Origin of the sequence: Bradyrhizobium iriomotense (genome assembly GCF_018129405.1) — a bacterium.
Lineage (GTDB): Bacteria > Pseudomonadota > Alphaproteobacteria > Rhizobiales > Xanthobacteraceae > Bradyrhizobium > Bradyrhizobium iriomotense_B.
The window spans coordinates 85469-100355 of the sequence record NZ_JAFCLP010000016.1; the positions used below are offsets into that span (position 1 = coordinate 85469).

Annotated in this window: 15 protein-coding genes; 9 read left to right on the plus strand and 6 right to left on the minus strand. The window is 65.3% G+C overall.

The genetic code is table 11. From position 1 onward, the window contains the following. Nucleotides 1–3: 3 nt before the first annotated feature. Together JQ592_RS27385 and JQ592_RS27390 are read right to left on the minus strand one after the other, a co-directional pair. Nucleotides 4–2133: an acetate--CoA ligase family protein gene (locus JQ592_RS27385; RefSeq protein WP_211405884.1), complete on the minus strand. Its 2130-nt coding sequence runs from the start codon at nt 2131–2133 to the stop codon at nt 4–6. Nucleotide 2134: 1 nt separating this feature from the next. Continuing rightward, nucleotides 2135–2905 carry an enoyl-CoA hydratase/isomerase family protein gene (locus JQ592_RS27390; RefSeq protein WP_211405885.1) on the minus strand — a complete coding sequence of 257 codons (771 nt, stop codon included), beginning with the start codon at nt 2903–2905 and terminating at the stop codon, nt 2135–2137. Nucleotides 2906–3094: 189 nt separating this feature from the next. On the opposite strand from JQ592_RS27390, the gene JQ592_RS27395 reads away from it, so the two are divergent. Beyond that, nucleotides 3095–4072 carry a tripartite tricarboxylate transporter substrate binding protein gene (locus JQ592_RS27395; RefSeq protein ID WP_211405886.1) on the plus strand — a complete coding sequence of 326 codons (978 nt, stop codon included), beginning with the start codon at nt 3095–3097 and terminating at the stop codon, nt 4070–4072. Nucleotides 4073–4093: 21 nt separating this feature from the next. Here the strand turns inward: JQ592_RS27395 and JQ592_RS27400 are convergent, their stop codons facing one another. Then, on the minus strand, nt 4094–4768 hold the full coding sequence (locus JQ592_RS27400) for a TetR/AcrR family transcriptional regulator (RefSeq protein ID WP_246820701.1): 675 nt from the start codon (nt 4766–4768) through the stop codon (nt 4094–4096). Between the two features lie 98 nt (nt 4769–4866). Between JQ592_RS27400 and JQ592_RS27405 the strand changes: the two genes are divergently transcribed. Continuing rightward, nucleotides 4867–5751: an SMP-30/gluconolactonase/LRE family protein gene (locus JQ592_RS27405; protein ID WP_211405887.1), complete on the plus strand. Its 885-nt coding sequence runs from the start codon at nt 4867–4869 to the stop codon at nt 5749–5751. 12 nt (nt 5752–5763) lie between these two features. Here the strand turns inward: JQ592_RS27405 and JQ592_RS27410 are convergent, their stop codons facing one another. After that, on the minus strand, nt 5764–6681 hold the full coding sequence (locus tag JQ592_RS27410; RefSeq protein ID WP_211405888.1) for a LysR family transcriptional regulator: 918 nt from the start codon (nt 6679–6681) through the stop codon (nt 5764–5766). 117 nt (nt 6682–6798) lie between these two features. Here JQ592_RS27410 and JQ592_RS27415 point away from each other — a divergent pair, with 117 nt between their 5' ends. The 3 genes from JQ592_RS27415 (at nt 6799) to JQ592_RS27425 (ending at nt 8800) form a co-directional block, all read left to right on the plus strand. Next, nucleotides 6799–7881, plus strand: a complete 1083-nt coding sequence (locus JQ592_RS27415; RefSeq protein WP_211405889.1) for an LLM class flavin-dependent oxidoreductase — start codon at nt 6799–6801, stop codon at nt 7879–7881. A 57-nt stretch (nt 7882–7938) separates the two neighbouring features. Next, nucleotides 7939–8433 (plus strand): flavin reductase family protein, encoded by a 495-nt coding sequence (locus tag JQ592_RS27420; protein WP_211405890.1) that lies wholly within the window; start codon nt 7939–7941, stop codon nt 8431–8433. A gap of 67 nt (nt 8434–8500) precedes the next feature. Continuing rightward, nucleotides 8501–8800: a hypothetical protein gene (locus JQ592_RS27425; protein ID WP_211405891.1), complete on the plus strand. Its 300-nt coding sequence runs from the start codon at nt 8501–8503 to the stop codon at nt 8798–8800. Between the two features lie 17 nt (nt 8801–8817). Here the strand turns inward: JQ592_RS27425 and JQ592_RS27430 are convergent, their stop codons facing one another. Then, nucleotides 8818–10299 (minus strand): aldehyde dehydrogenase family protein, encoded by a 1482-nt coding sequence (locus JQ592_RS27430; RefSeq protein WP_211405892.1) that lies wholly within the window; start codon nt 10297–10299, stop codon nt 8818–8820. Between the two features lie 105 nt (nt 10300–10404). Continuing rightward, entirely contained in the window at nt 10405–10905 is a 501-nt protein-coding gene (locus tag JQ592_RS27435; protein WP_211405893.1) for an Lrp/AsnC family transcriptional regulator, read from the minus strand. Between the two features lie 124 nt (nt 10906–11029). On the opposite strand from JQ592_RS27435, the gene JQ592_RS27440 reads away from it, so the two are divergent. The 4 genes from JQ592_RS27440 to JQ592_RS27455 are packed head-to-tail and all read left to right on the plus strand — an operon-like array spanning nt 11030 to nt 14883. After that, on the plus strand, nt 11030–11350 hold the full coding sequence (locus tag JQ592_RS27440; protein WP_211405894.1) for a hypothetical protein: 321 nt from the start codon (nt 11030–11032) through the stop codon (nt 11348–11350). Then, entirely contained in the window at nt 11347–12579 is a 1233-nt protein-coding gene (locus JQ592_RS27445) for a 3-methyl-2-oxobutanoate dehydrogenase (2-methylpropanoyl-transferring) subunit alpha (RefSeq protein WP_211405895.1), read from the plus strand. Before JQ592_RS27440 ends, JQ592_RS27445 begins: the two co-directional genes overlap by 4 nt. 4 nt (nt 12580–12583) lie before the next feature. After that, nucleotides 12584–13600, plus strand: a complete 1017-nt coding sequence (locus tag JQ592_RS27450) for an alpha-ketoacid dehydrogenase subunit beta (RefSeq protein WP_211405896.1) — start codon at nt 12584–12586, stop codon at nt 13598–13600. After that, a complete protein-coding gene (locus JQ592_RS27455) occupies nt 13600–14883 on the plus strand; it encodes a dihydrolipoamide acetyltransferase family protein (protein ID WP_211405897.1) in 1284 nt (427 codons plus the stop codon). Before JQ592_RS27450 ends, JQ592_RS27455 begins: the two co-directional genes overlap by 1 nt. Nucleotides 14884–14887 lie beyond the last annotated feature (4 nt).

Below are 14887 nucleotides of genomic sequence, written 5' to 3' on the forward strand. Positions count from 1 at the left end.
AGTTCAGTGACTTTGCACCTGCCGCTCTCCGTGAGGGATCAGCAGTGCATCGAGTGCTACGGCGCCCTCGCCCCTGGCGCGGAGCAGCAGCGGGTTGACATCGATCTCCGCAACCGTGTCGGCATTGACGACGGCAAAGCGCGACAACGCGGCGACGGCCCGGGCCGCGGCGTCGAGGTCGGCGCGCGGCCGCCCGCGCGCACCGTCGAGCACCGCGAAGGCCTTGAGCGATTTCAGCATCGCCATGGCCTGCATCTCGCTGACCGGCGCCATCTGCACGGCAGTGTCCTGGAGGATCTCCGCGAAAATGCCGCCGAGACCGACCATCACCACTGGACCGAACACCGGGTCGATGCGGCTGCCGAGGATCAGTTCGGCGACGCCCTTGGCCATCGGCGCCACGATCACGCCGTCAATCGCAGCGTGGGGGGCCTTGGTGGCGACGCGGTCGCGCATCTGGGCATAGGCGCGCCGGACCTCGGCTTCCGAACCGACGCCGACGACCACGCCGCCCGCCTCCGTCTTGTGCGGCAGATCGGGCGAGGCGATCTTCAGCACCACGGGATAACCGATCTCGGTGGCGGCACGCGCGGCGGCGTCCGCATCCTGCACGAGACGTTCGGCCAGCACCGGAACGCCGGCATCGGCAAGCGCGCGCTTGGCGCCAAGCTCGTGGCGAAAGGCGTCGGCAGCAAGCGGCGTTGCTTGCGCGACCGCCACAGGCTTGTCCTGCGGCCGCTGCGCCGCGGCCTGCAACCGCACCAGCGCGGCAACGGTCGCACAGCAACCGTCGAAGCTGGCGATCGTCGGAAAGCCCAGCGCGTGCAGCTCGGCCAGCGCGTCATCCGGGCCATCGACGCACAGGACGATCGGACGGTGCGGAAATTGTGCGCGCATGTTGCGTAAGCTGTCCATGTAGATGGAACGCAAGCGCGGCAGGTGCAGCGAGAACGGCAGCGGCAGGATCACCGTATCGGCGCGCTCGTCCGCGACGACGGCAGTCATGATCTTCTCCAGGAGATCAGGACGGCTCGACATCTGCGCGGTGGCGTCGACCGGATTGCGGGCCGAGGCAAAGGGCACCAGCTCCAGGATCTGGCGCTGCGTCTCCTCGCCGAGTTCCGGCAGGGTCAACCCGACCGATTGCGCGGCATCCGCGAGCAGCACGCCGAAGCCGCCCGACGCCGTGAGAATTGCGATGCCCGGCCCCTTCGGCAACCGGTCCGGCAACAGGATCGATGCGGCGTGACCGAGATCGATCAGCTCGTCGATGCTGCGCACACGTACCGCCCCGCAACGGGCAAACAGCGCGTCGAACACGGCATCGGATCCGGCCATGGCTCCGGTGTGCGAGGCCGCGGCCGCCTGGCCTGCCGCAGACGTGCCGATCTTCATGGCAATGACGGGCTTGCCGGCTTCGCACGCCTCATCCAGCGCGGCGATCAGGCGGCCGGCGTCGCGGCATGCCTCGAGGCAGCACAGGATCACCTTGGTGGCGGGATCGCGCGCCATCCAGGCGATGCCGTCGGCGATATCGATGTCGCACTCGTTGCCAGTGGTGATGAAGCGGCTGACGCCGACGCCGCGCTCGCTGGCGAGGCGCATGGTGTAGCTGCCGAGATTGCCGCTCTGCGACACGATGCCGAGCGAACCAGCGGCCGGCATGCCGTGCTCGAGCACGATCGAGAACGTCGCGATGCTCTTCTCGGCAATGCTGACCGCGCCGAGGCAGTTCGGCCCCAGCAGGCGCATGCCGCTGCCCCGCGCAGCAACGCGCAGCCGCTCCTGCATGGCGCGGCCCTGCTCGCCCAGCTCGGCAAAGCCCGAGGAGAAGACGACGACGCTGCGGACACCGCGCGCGGCGCACTGCTCCACCGCCTCGCCCGCGCGCTCCGCATCGACTGCGATGATCGCGAGATCCGGCGCCTCGGGCAGGTCGGCGACGGAGGCGTAGGCCTTGAGCCCCTGCACCGTCGCGGCCCTGGGATTGACCGGATAGATGCGTCCGGCATAGCCGTGCCGGCGTAACAGATCGACCGGCCGGCCACCAATCTTGGTCGGCTCCTGCGAGGCGCCAATCACCGCGATCGAGCGCGGCGACATCAGCGCGTCGAGACCTTCTCCCGGCCGCATCTCAGCGCCCTTTGAACACCGGCGCGCGCTTCTCCAGGAACGCCATGCGCGCTTCCTTGGCGTCCTCCGTCTTGGAGAGTGCCATGGTGATGTTCTGCTCGAAGCGGTAGGCATCGCGCGGCGGCATCAGCTCGACCATGTTCGCCGCGTTCTTGGCGTACTCCATCGCGATCGGGCTCTTGGAGGCGATCTCACGCGCGAGCTTCATCGCTTCGGGGAGAAGGTTTTCCTTGGTCGTGCAGGCCTCGATGATGCCGAGACGATAGAGCTCGGCGGCCGGGACGCGATAGCCGGTGAAAAACATCCGGCGCATCAGGGAGCGGCCGAACAGCGTGTTCAGCATGGCCGCACCGCCGGCGAGACCCACGTTGATCTCGGGCATGCCGAACACGGCTTCCTCGCAAGCGTAGAAGATGTCGCAGGAGGCCATCAGGCCGACACCGGCGCCCAGCGCGACGCCGTTGATCGCCGCGATGACGGGCTTTGCGCATTCGCGGATGCAATTGCCGGTCTCGCGCGTGATGCGGTTGTGGCTGTGAAACGCGCCGATCTTGGTCGGGTCCGGCCGGTCCTTCAGATCCGCGCCGCTGCAGAACACCTTTCCGGCGCCGGTCAGGATCGCAACCCTGACGTCCTGGCGCTCGGAGATCTCGTCGAACACGGCCACGATGCGGTCGCGCATGGCGCGATCGAGCGCGTTCACCGGAGGCCGGTTCAGCGTCACCAGCGCGATGTTGTCGGACACTTCGAGGGTGACGATATCTCCTGACATGGGCTTCCTCCTTTGGCTTCTGTTCGTATTGCTCGCGGCCGTCTTAGCGGCCTGACCGATCGGTCAGCTTTTTGCGCTGATAACACCAACTGCGGTCGCTTGCAACATCCTGTCGACGTCCTATTGACCGACCGATCGGTCAGCCGATAGATTTCGCGGCAACCAAGAACAACGTTGAGGAGGATTTTCATGCCCAGGATCAGCCGACGCCAGGCGACAGCTCTGATCGCCGGCGCGCTCGCCGCGCCGCTTGGCGCACCCGCAATCGTCAGGGCGCGTGCGTCGCAGATCTTCATCATCGTGCCCTATGCGCCGGGCGGCTCGATCGACAGCCTGATGCGCTCGATCGCAAAAGCGATGGCAGAAACCCTCGATCAGCCGGTCCTGGTCGACAACAAGCCGGGCGCCAACGGCATCGTCGGTTCACAATACGTCGCGCGCGCGCCGAAGGACGGGTCGGTCCTGCTCGCCGGCGGCACCGGGCCGATTTCGCTGAACGTGCTGTTGCGAAAGAATCTGCCCTACAAGCTCGAGGACTTTGCCTCCGTCGCCATGCTCTGCAACGGGCCGCTGTCACTGACCGTGAACGCGCGCACGCCAGCCACCGACGTCAAGAGCTTCGTCACCTACGCCAAGGGCCGCGACAAGCCGCTGTTCTACGCCACGCTCGGTCCGGGCAGCGTCACGCATTTGTTCGGAATCATGATGGGCAAGACGATGGGATTTGCCGTCACCGAGGTTGCCTATCGCAACAATCCGGCCTCCATCATGGAGACGCTGTCCGGAGAATGCGATCTCAACTTCGCAACGCCCGCGGCCGTGATCGAGCATGCGCGCGGCGGCCAGCTCCGCATCCTCGCAGTCTCATCGGAAAAGCGCATGGCGACTCTCCCGGATATCCCGACGCTGGCGGAATCCGGCTATCCCGACCTCACGGCCTCGTTCTGGACCGCGCTGCACGCGCCCGCGGGCACGCCGCGCGATGTCGTCGCGCGGCTGAACGCGGCGGCCAACGCCGCGATGCAGAAGCCGGAGATCGCAAAGCAGCTCGAGACCGACGGCCTGATGGTGGATACCGGCGCACCGGAACGGCTCGACGCCCAATTGACCAAGGACGCGGCGCTCTGGGGGCCGGTGATCAAGGCGCAGAACATCGTCTTGGAGTGAGGCGCGGCTGCCGTCCGCCGGTCAACGCGACTTGCGCCGGCCGGCCTTGGGCGGCTCCGCCCCAGGGAGCTCGACAAGCTGGCCGCTGCGCAGGCCATTGAAGATCATGTCGAAGAAAATGTCCGCGATCTGCTCGGGCGTTGCGGACTTGTTCGGATTGTACCAGCGATGCATCCAATTGAGCGAGGACAGGATCAGCCGGCCGGTCATGGGAACATCGACCTTGCGGATTTCGCCGGCATCGATGGCTTCCTGGATCAGACCGCGCAGGAAGTTTTCGAAGCGGTCGCGGCGCGTCAGCCGTTCCTTGTGCCGGTGACGGTCGGGATCGTTCCAGAACGCGGTCGTCGAAGCGATCCAGGCCCAGCGGTAACGCCGGAAATATTCCGCCGTGGCGACCATGAAAGCGCGGATCTTCTGCGACGGCGGCCCGTCGGGAATCCGGTCGCGCACGAACAAATAGAGCTCGAGCGTCGAGCCGACCGCGACACGCGCGTAGATCTCGTCCTTGTTGGAGAAGTGATGATAGAGCAGCGACTTGGAGATGCCGCAGGCGAGCGCGATGTCGCGCATCGAGGTGCCCTCGAACCCCTTGCTGGCGAACAGCCGCCCGGCCTCGGCGAGGATCTGCAGCACGCGGTCCGAGGCCTCGGCCTGGTTCGCAACGCCATCCTTCATCGTTGACAGTTCAGTCATGAACTCCGCAATCCATTCGTCAGCCTGAGAGTCTTTAGAATGAAACTAGGTTTTCACCGACCGATCGGTCAAGTCCGGCGATTCCCGCGGAAGGAACCATGAGCGCCGTCCGGATCACGCGCATCGGCGCCACCAAGGACCAGCTCGGCGAGAGCCCGGTTTGGGATGAGCGCGGGCGACGCCTCTACTGGATCGACTCCCTCGCCGGATTGATCCATAGGCTCGATCCCGTCACCGGCGCGGCCGAGCAGTTCGATGTGCCCGCGCCGATCGGCTCGCTGGCGCTGCGAGGCGACAGCGGCGCGGTCCTGGCTCTGCGCAACGGATTTGCGGCTTATGATTTCGACAAGCGCGCGCTGACGGAAGGCCCAATGATCGGGCTCGACCATCCGAAGGTGCGGCTCAACGACGGCAAGGCCGATCCGCATGGCCGCTTTCTGGCGGGCACGATGCATGGCGACCGCGCCCCGGATGAGTCGCCGCTCGGCGGCCTCTATCGGCTGGACGCATCAGGCGCGCTGCAACTGCTGGCGACGGACCTCGCCGTGAGCAACGGACCGTGCTTCAGCCCCGACGGCCGGACCTTCTATCTCGCCGACAGCGCAAGGCGGATTATCTGGGCCTATGACTACAGTGCGGAAGGTCCCCTTGCGAACAAGCGCGTCTTCGTCGACACGGAGGCGCAAGGATCCGGCTGCGACGGCGCAACGGTCGATGCGGACGGACATCTCTGGTCCGTGCTCGTGCGCATCGGCAAGATCGCGCGGTTTGCGCCGGACGGAAGGCTCGTGCGAACGATCGACATGCCGGTCCGTCATCCGACCAGCGTGAGCTTCGGCGGCCCCGATCTCGATCTTCTCTACGTGACATCGATCTCGCGCAGCCACGCGCTCGCCGACGACCACCCCGATGCCGGCGGCCAGTTCGCCGTCGAGGGCCTCGGCGTTCGCGGCCTGCCGGCACACAGGTTTGGCGCGGGCTGACCGGCCGCGCGGCTACCGCGCCGATCTCTTGACCTGCTTCGGCACGTGCTCCGCCATGTAGTCCACGAACACCCTGATCTTCTCCGGCAAGTAGCTGCTCTGGAGAAACGTCGCATACATGCCCTCGTCGAAGGTGGAATTCGTCACCCGGAAGCCCGGCAGCAGGCGTCTCAGGCGCCCGCTCTTCAACTCGTCCGCCACGGTGTAATCATCCAGCAGGGCGATGCCGTGCCCGCCGGCGGCGAGGTCGCAAAGCACCACCCCGTTGTTGCTGCTGAAGGACGACGGCACGACGATCTCACGCAGCCTGTTCCTGTGCATGAACTTCCAGACCACGTCGTCCGGGCCCATCCAGTAGGTCAGGCAATTGTGGCGGGTGATGTCCTCCGGTTCGCGCAATTTCGGCATCCGGGCGACATAGTCCGGTGAAGCCACGAGAATCCGCTCGCTCCGCAGCAGTCTTCGCTGCATGAGGGCCGGGTCTTTCGCCGCCTGGATCTGGAAGTCGACGTCGAATTCATCTTCGCGAAGCTGGGGACGCCGCTCGGACAGGCGCAGCTCCACCTTCAATTCCGGATAGAGCTTCTGAAAACCCGGGATCAGCGGCGACAGCACCTTGATGCCGAACAGCGTCCGCGAGTGCACCCGCAGCGTGCCGCGCGGCGCGGTCTGCAGTGCGAGCGCCGCAGCTTCGGCATCCTCGATGCCGTGCAGCACCTGCTCGGTGCGTTGGAAGAAGATCTTGCCGGCATCGGTCAACCCGAGATGGCGTGTGCTGCGGTTCAACAGCTGCACGCCGAGCTGCGCCTCGAGCTCGCCGATATAGCGCGACACCGACGCCGGCGAGAGCCCTACGCGGCGCCCGGCGGCCGAAAAGCTGCCCTCACGGACGGCGCTGACGAACAATTCCATGGCCTGGAGGCGATTCATCGATCTTTTCAGATTCTGCAAAGGACATGCTCAGATTACGTCAATTGTTCGAAAATGCTCAAGCCCCTAACGTGATGAGAACGCGTCGCAAGAGCGACCAGGTGGAGGAAGCAATCGATGGAATTCGGCGTATTCATTCTGGCGCAGCAGCGCGGCTATCATCAGAGCTCGCAGCAGGTGATCAACAACGCCGTCGAGCAGACGGTCGCCGCCGAGCAGGCCGGCTTCAATACGGCGTGGTACGCCGAGCACCATTTCAACAATTACAGCCTCTGCCCCTCGCCGTTGATGATGGTCGCGCATTGCGCCGGCCTGACCAAGCGTATCCGCCTCGGCACCGCCGTCTGCGTGCTGCCGCTGTATCATCCGGCGCGGCTGCTCGGCGAAATCGGCTTCGCCGATACGGTCTCGAACGGACGCCTCGATCTCGGCATCGGCTCCGGCTACCAGAAATTCGAGTTCGACCGCTTCGGCGTGGACCTCGACCATTCGCATGCGCTGTTCGCCGAATTTTACGACGTGCTCGAGGCCGGCATGCGCGAGCGCATCTTCTCCTATGACGGTGAACATCTGAAGATGCCGCCGACCGCCATCGCCGTGCGCACGGTGCAGAAACCGATGCCGCCGATCTGGGTCACGTCCGGCCACGGCGAGACGCTCGGCCGCGCCATTCGCGACAACCACAACCTGTTCGTCACCGCGCTACTGAACGGCCTCGACGCGATCAAGGCGTTGCGCGAACGTCTCGAGGGAATCGCGGCGACGGAAGGCCGCTCCATCGGCGACACGCATTTCGGCTTCCTGCGCTGCGCCTATGCCAGCGACAATGACAGCGAGATCCAGTCCTATCTGGACAACGCGCGCTTCCAGCGCCGGCTCTCCGAAAGCCTGAAGTTCCGGCGCGCCCAGAGCGACGACGGCTATCTGATCAAGGAAGAGGCCGGGCCGAACGACATGAGCCTGGAGACGATGCGGAAGAACCTGCCCGTCGGCAGCGTCAACCAGGTGATCGACCGCATGCTGGAAGAGATCAGCATTCTCAAGCCGACCCACATCGCGCTGCAGACCCAGCTCGGCGATTTCGATCAGCGCACGATGCTGCGCCAGATCGAATTGTGGGGCAGCAGGATCATCCCCGCAATCCGGAAGGAACTGAAATCCGGTCGCAGCAAGGTCGCGAGCGAAGCGGTCTCAGCTTAGGCGCGACCGGCGAGGCGCGAGGTTCGGAGGCACGTCATGGGATGCCAGATGTCTCAAATGACCGATTTCCGCTCGGTCGAAGCCGCCGAGTTTCGGCTGGCCATGCGCAACCTCGCGAGCGGCGTCGCAATCGTGGCGACGGGAACGGAAACCACACGGCGCGGGCTGACGGTCAGCTCCGTCACTTCGCTGTGCATGGACCCGCCCTGCCTTCTCGTCGGCGTCAATTCAAGCTCCGAAACGCATGCCGCCATCCTCGCCAACGGCCGCTTCGGGATCAGCCTGCTCGGCAGCGGGCAGGAGGATCTGGCGCTGCGTTTCGCCGGCGGCGCCAAGGGCATCGATCGCTTCGCCACTGCGCCATGGGAGCAAGGCATTCTCGATGTGCCGCTGCTAGAACCGGCGATCGGCGCACTGGAATGCGTGCTGCACCACCACCAGGTGGTGGGCACGCACGGTCTCTTCATCGGCCGGATCGTGGCCACCCGCGGCGGCAACGGCGATCCCCTCGTCAATTTCCAGGGCGCATTGCGCGCACTGCCGCAAGCCTAGTTGCATCCCTGATGGCGATCCTGGCATCGTCACCAAACAGGCCGTGAGCGCAAGAAGGAGCCGCGCCGTGATCATCGAATGCCAGGACGGCGGTGCCGTCCGTCTGACCGAGCCATTCGACTTCAGAAAATTCAAGCTGGTCCTGCGCGCCGATGTCCGCGCCGATACACAGAGCTGGAACGGCATCACGCTTCTCGACGATCGTGATGCGCTCGTCTCGATCGATCTGGTCCCGACCCTGCCGGGCCGCCCCGACGATGCAAGCTGGGATCAGGGCTACGCGGTGATGGTGGCCAAGGCCCGCGAACATGGCTGGATCGATGCCGAGCGACAGGCGATCCGCGCTCACATCGAACGAATGTTCTAGCCGCAGTCGTCCCAGAGTCAATCCAGCTTGATCCACACCCCCTTCGTTTGCAGGTATTCGTCGAGATGCTCGGTGCCGCCCTCGCGGCCATAACCGCTCATCTTGTAGCCGCCGAACGGCATGGCGGGATCCAGCGCGTGATAGGTATTCACCCACACCGATCCTGCGCGCAAGCTGCGCGAGATGATGTGGGCCTTGCTCACGTCGCGCGTGAAGACACCTGCCGCGAGCCCGTACGGCGTCGCATTGGCTCGTTCCACGGCCTCGTCGAGGGTGTCGAACGGCAGTGCGGAAATGACCGGGCCGAAGATCTCGTCACGTGCGATCTGCATGTCGTCGGAGACGCCGGCGAAGACGGTCGGCTCGACGAAGTTGCCCTTGGCAAGACTGCCCTCCTTCGCACGCCGGCCGCCGGCCACCACCTTCGCGCCCTCGTCGCGCCCGCTTTGCAGGAAGCCCTCGACCTTGTCGAGTTGTCGCTGGGAGACGAGAGGCCCGATCTCCGTCGCCGGATCCGCGCCATCGCCGATCTTCAGCGCCGAGGCGAACTTCCCGAGCCGCTCGACCAATTCATCATGGATTTTACGCTCCACGAACAGGCGCGAGCCGGCGATGCAGATCTGGCCCGAATTGGCGAACGCGGCCATCGCGGCGGTCGGCACGGCCTTGTCGAGATCAGCATCGGCGCAGACGATGACCGGTGACTTTCCGCCAAGCTCGAGAGACACCCGCTTGAGGTTGCCGGCCGACGCACGAATGATCGCCTGGCCGGTCGCAGTGGAGCCGGTGAAGACGATCTTGTCGACACCGGGATGCTCGGCCAGAGGCGCCCCGGCCTCCGCCCCGGTTCCGGTCACCACGTTGACGACGCCGGGCGGCACGCCGGCCTCGTTCATCAGATCCGCGATCAGCAGCGGCGTCAGCGGCGCCTCTTCCGACGGCTTGAGCACGATCGTGCAGCCGGTGGCGAGCGCGGGTCCGATCTTCCAGACCGACGCGGCCGTCGGCGCATTCCACGGAATGATGGCGCCGACGACGCCGATGGGCTCCTTCCGCGTGAACGAGACGATGTCTCCCGGAAGCGAATTGTCTACCGTCTGCCCGTGGAGCGCGGTCGCCATGCCGGCGTAGTATCGCAGCATGCCGATCACGCGGAGCTTGTTCGCCCGCGTCCGGGCGATCGGCATCCCCATATCGGCCGTATCGGACTGGCTGATCTCCTCCCAGTGCTTCTCGAACAGGTCGGCGATACGCAGGAGCAGCGCCTGCCGCTCGAACGGCTTGAAACGGCTCCACGGTCCGACGAAGGCGCGACGGGCCGCGCCGACCGCGGCGTTGATATCGGCCGACTCGCCGCAGGGGACACGCCCGATGACCTCGCCGGTCGCGGGGTTGCGCGTCTCGAAGAGCTTGCCCGAGCGGGCATCCACCCACGCGCCGTCGACGAACATCTTTCTGGCTCGGCCGTCGATCGGAAATCGGATCTCAGCTTTCGTCATCGCAGTACTCCTGTCTCAACAGAGGCGATGGACCGATGCCACGCCGTTGCTTGATTTCGCGCTTTCATAGCGGTGATTCTTTGCCTCGGGCAGGGTCCGTCAATGTCAGGTCTGCCCCGCCTTGGAAGGATCGATCGATATCTGGCGCTTCAGGGTGCGCAGGCCGAACGTCGTCCGCGACTGCCGGATGCCGGGTATCCTGTACAACGCTTGTCGCAGGAAGCGCTCGTAGTGATCGGTGTCCCGTACCACGACCTTGATGAGATAATCGTACTCGCCGGTCACCAGATAGGCTTCCATCACCTCCGGAATTCGCGACAGCGCCGTACCGAAGCGCTCGAGCACCTTGTCGTCGTGCTTGTCCAGCGATATCTCGACGAAGGCGATATTGTTGTATCCCAGATTGGCGTGATTGAGCACCGCGACATATTTCTCGATCGCGCCGTTTTCCTCCAGGCGCTTCACCCTGGTCCAGCACGGCGAGCTCGAGAGCCCGACCTGCTCGGCCAGCGCACTCGTCGTCAAGCGGCCGTTCTCGCAAAGCGCCGAGAGAATCCGGCGATCCAGCTGATCGAGCTCCTCGACGGGGCTGCGCTTGGAGGGCATCGGGAAATCCTTCTGTCATTTCGTATTTTACCGGGAAAACCTTCCGTCATTTTGGCACATCTGTCTGGATTTTGGGAAGTTTTCTTGAAACAGGAGATTATCATGTGTCGCGAGAGAACGTGACATGCAGCCTCAGCAGCCCCGGCGCGTCAGCGTGATGGCCACCACGCCCGACCCCTTTGACGGGATCGTCCGGCTTGTGCTCGACGCGGCGCGTTTCGGCTTCGGCGTCGACCAGGTCGCGATGACGACGCACTCCGATGGGAACCGAACCATACGGATGGTTCTTGAAATCCAGCCGTCGGCCGACTGCGCGGACCTTGCGGAACGGCTGTCGCGGCATCCGGCGATCACCGGCCTTCACGTCGTGGAGCTCGCGCGTGAAGACTCCGGTCGGCCAGGCGTTGCCTCTTCAGAACCCGCAAACGAGCGGATGCTCCCATGACCAGCCCCACGCCCCTTCATTTTCACGTTCCGGAGCCTGCAAGCCGACCGGGAGGCAAGCCGGATTTCTCGGGCGTCTCGATCCCGAAGGCAGGCTCGGTCCGGCGTCCACCGGTCGACGTGCTCCCTGAGGAGATTCGTGATCTCGCCTACTCCATCATCCGCGTCCTCAATCACGAGGGCCGGGCAATCGGGCCATGGGTGCCGGACCTGTCCCAGGACGAGCTGGTCGCCGGCCTGCGCCACATGATGACCCTGCGCACGTTCGACGCGCGCATGCAGATGGCGCAACGTCAGGGCAAGACGTCCTTCTACATGCAGCACACCGGCGAGGAAGCGGTGAGTTGCGCTTTCCGCATCGCGCTCGGTCCAGACGACATGAACTTCCCGACCTACCGCCAGGCCGGGCTTCTGATCGCACACGACTATCCGCTGGTCGACATGATGTGTCAGATTTATTCCAATGAGCATGACCCGCTAAAGGGCCGGCAATTGCCCGTGATGTACTCTTCGAAAAAACACGGCTTCTTCTCGATTTCGGGCAACCTCGCCACGCAGTTCGTCCAGGCGGTCGGCTGGGCCATGGCATCGGCGATCAAGCGCAACCACCGCATTGCCGCCGCCTGGATCGGCGACGGCTCGACGGCGGAGTCGGATTTCCATGCGGCGCTTGTCTTCGCCTCGACCTACAAGGCGCCGGTCGTCCTCAACGTGGTCAACAATCAATGGGCCATCTCGACCTTCCAGGGCATCGCGCGTGGCGGCTCGGGCACCTTCGCGGCGCGCGGCCTCGGCTTCGGCATCCCCGCGCTCAGGGTCGACGGCAACGACTATCTCGCGACCTATGCCGTCGCAAAATGGGCGATCGAGCGCGCCCGGCTCAACCTCGGGCCAACACTGATCGAATACGTCACCTACCGCGCCGGCGCGCATTCGACGTCGGATGATCCGTCCGCCTACCGGCCGAAGCACGAGTCCGAGGAGTGGCCGCTGGGCGATCCCGTGATCCGGCTCAAGCAGCATCTCATCGCAGCCGGCGCCTGGTCGGAAGAGCGCCACAAGCAGACCGAGGCCGAGATTCTTGCCACCGTCATCGCCGCGCAGAAGGAAGCCGAGGCCTTCGGCACCCTGCATTCCGGCGGCAAGCCCTCGGCGCGCGATATCTTCGAGGATGTCTATGCCGAGCTACCGCCGCATCTGCGTCGGCAGCGCCAGCAGATCGGAGTTTGACGCGATGCCGCGCATGACGATGATCGAGGCAATCCGCTCCGCGCTCGACGTCTCGATGGCTCGTAACGATGACGTCGTGGTCTATGGCGAGGACGTCGGCTTTTTCGGCGGCGTATTCCGCTGCACGCAGGGCCTGCAGCAGAAATACGGCGTCTCGCGCTGTTTCGACGCGCCGATCAGCGAATGCGGCATCGTCGGCACCGCGATCGGCATGGCCGCCTATGGCCTGCGCCCCTGCGTCGAGCTTCAGTTCGCCGACTACATGTATCCGGCTTACGACCAGATCGTCTCGGAGGCCGCTCGCCTGCGTTATCGTTCGGCCGGCGACTTCACCTGTCCCCTGGTCATCCGCATGCCCACGGGCGGCGGTATCTTCGGTGGGCAAACCCACAGCCAGAGCCCCGAGGCGCTGTTCACACATGTCGCGGGGCTGAAGACCGTGGTGCCGTCAAATCCCTATGACGCGAAAGGCCTCCTGATCGCGGCCATCGAGGATCCGGACCCCGTCATCTTTCTGGAGCCGAAACGGCTCTACAATGGCCCGTTCGACGGTCATCACGATCGCCCTGTCACCGCATGGGCCAAGCATGAGCTCTCCGAAGTGCCGGAAGGACATTACACCACGCCCCTCGGCAAGGCGGTGACGCGACGCGCCGGCGAGGCCGTCACCATCCTTGCCTACGGCACCATGGTTCACGTCGCTCTCGCCGCAGTCGAGGAGACGGGCGTCGATGCCGAGGTGATCGACCTGCGCACCCTGCTTCCGCTCGATCTCGAGACGATCGCGGCTTCCGTCGCCAAGACTGGCCGCTGCATCGTGCTGCACGAAGCAACCCTGACCTCCGGCTTCGGCGCGGAGCTCACGGCGCTGGTGCAGGAGCACTGTTTCTATCATCTCGAAGCGCCGGTGATGCGCGTCACCGGTTGGGACACGCCCTACCCGCACGCGCAGGAATGGGACTATTTCCCCGGCCCTAGCAGACTCGGGCAGGCGTTGCGCGACATCGTGGAGACACGCTGATGGGCGAGCGCAGCGTCAAGCTCCCGGATATCGGCGAAGGCATTGCCGAAGCCGAGCTGGTCGAATGGCACGTCAAGGTGGGCGATCTCGTTCGCGAGGACGATCTGCTTGCCACCGTGATGACCGACAAGGCCTCGGTCGAGATTCCCTCGCCGCTCGCGGGCGAGGTCAGCTGGATCGGCGCCCAGATCGGTGAAGCGGTGGCAATCGGCTCCACGCTCGTGAAGCTCAAGGTGGCCGGCGACGACGCCTCGGAGCCTGCAGACGAGGCGCCGACGCAAGACGTAGCAGTGCCATCGCCTGGGACGAAAGCCGAAACCCCGGACGCTCGGCCGGCGCCCCCTGCCCGCGTTCCCCCCGCGGCGACCGAGGCCCGGCCGGCGGCCACATCTGCGGTGCGCCGCGCGCCGGGCGAGAAGCCGCTGGCTTCGCCCGCCATACGCCTCAAGGCGCGCGAAGCCGGCATCGACCTGCGCCAGGTCCACGGCACGGGCCCCGCCGGACGCATCACCCACGAGGACATCGACGCCTTCCTGTCGCGTGGACCAGCGCCGGTCCACGGTCGCGGCATGACCCCAAAGACCGCCATCACCGACGTCAAGGTGGTGGGCTTGCGCCGCCGCATTGCCGAGAAGATGGCGCTGTCGAAGTCGCGCATCCCGCACATCACCATCATCGAGGAGGTCAACGTCTCGCCGCTGGAGGATTTTCGCGCGTCGCTGAACAAGAAGCCGGCGACGGAGCATCCCAAGCTGACGCTGCTGCCCTTCCTGATGCGCGCCATGGTCAAGGCGCTTGCCGAGCAGCCCGCGCTCAACGCGCTCTATGACGACGAAGCCGGCATCGTGCATCAGCACGCCGGCATCCATATCGGCATCGCGACCCAGACCCCGTCGGGCCTCGTTGTCCCCGTGGTGAAGCACGCGGAGGCGCGCGACTTGAGGGACTGCAGCATCGAGCTGAACCGCCTCGCGCAGCGCGCCCGCGAGGGCACCGCGACACGCGAGGAGCTGACCGGATCGACGATCACCATCACCTCGCTCGGCGCACTTGGCGGCCTTGCGACCACGCCCGTGATCAACCACCCCGAGGTCGCCATTGTCGGTGTCAACAAGATTGCAGTGCGTCCGGTCTGGGACGGCACGCAGTTCGTGCCCTGCAAGATGATGAACCTCTCCTCCAGCTTCGATCACCGCGTCATCGACGGCTGGGACGCCGCCGTCTTCGTGCAGAGGCTCAAGGAGCTGCTGGAGAACCCGGCGACGATCTTCGTCGACCCCTGAGGCA

What these genes read in the sequence shown, in the direction of transcription:
- JQ592_RS27435 (WP_211405893.1), bottom strand. Translation starts at nt 10,905, where the DNA reads ATGCCCTCCAAGCGCAGCCCCGTCGAGGAGCTCGATCAGCTGGATCGC.
- JQ592_RS27450 (WP_211405896.1), top strand. Translation starts at nt 12,584, where the DNA reads ATGCCGCGCATGACGATGATCGAGGCAATCCGCTCCGCGCTCGACGTC.
- JQ592_RS27400 (WP_246820701.1), bottom strand. Translation starts at nt 4,768, where the DNA reads ATGACTGAACTGTCAACGATGAAGGATGGCGTTGCGAACCAGGCCGAG.
- JQ592_RS27390 (WP_211405885.1), bottom strand. Translation starts at nt 2,905, where the DNA reads ATGTCAGGAGATATCGTCACCCTCGAAGTGTCCGACAACATCGCGCTG.
- JQ592_RS27415 (WP_211405889.1), top strand. Translation starts at nt 6,799, where the DNA reads ATGGAATTCGGCGTATTCATTCTGGCGCAGCAGCGCGGCTATCATCAG.
- JQ592_RS27440 (WP_211405894.1), top strand. Translation starts at nt 11,030, where the DNA reads ATGCAGCCTCAGCAGCCCCGGCGCGTCAGCGTGATGGCCACCACGCCC.
- JQ592_RS27410 (WP_211405888.1), bottom strand. Translation starts at nt 6,681, where the DNA reads ATGAATCGCCTCCAGGCCATGGAATTGTTCGTCAGCGCCGTCCGTGAG.
- JQ592_RS27430 (WP_211405892.1), bottom strand. Translation starts at nt 10,299, where the DNA reads ATGACGAAAGCTGAGATCCGATTTCCGATCGACGGCCGAGCCAGAAAG.
- JQ592_RS27420 (WP_211405890.1), top strand. Translation starts at nt 7,939, where the DNA reads ATGACCGATTTCCGCTCGGTCGAAGCCGCCGAGTTTCGGCTGGCCATG.
- JQ592_RS27455 (WP_211405897.1), top strand. Translation starts at nt 13,600, where the DNA reads ATGGGCGAGCGCAGCGTCAAGCTCCCGGATATCGGCGAAGGCATTGCC.
- JQ592_RS27405 (WP_211405887.1), top strand. Translation starts at nt 4,867, where the DNA reads ATGAGCGCCGTCCGGATCACGCGCATCGGCGCCACCAAGGACCAGCTC.
- JQ592_RS27385 (WP_211405884.1), bottom strand. Translation starts at nt 2,133, where the DNA reads ATGCGGCCGGGAGAAGGTCTCGACGCGCTGATGTCGCCGCGCTCGATC.
- JQ592_RS27395 (WP_211405886.1), top strand. Translation starts at nt 3,095, where the DNA reads ATGCCCAGGATCAGCCGACGCCAGGCGACAGCTCTGATCGCCGGCGCG.
- JQ592_RS27445 (WP_211405895.1), top strand. Translation starts at nt 11,347, where the DNA reads ATGACCAGCCCCACGCCCCTTCATTTTCACGTTCCGGAGCCTGCAAGC.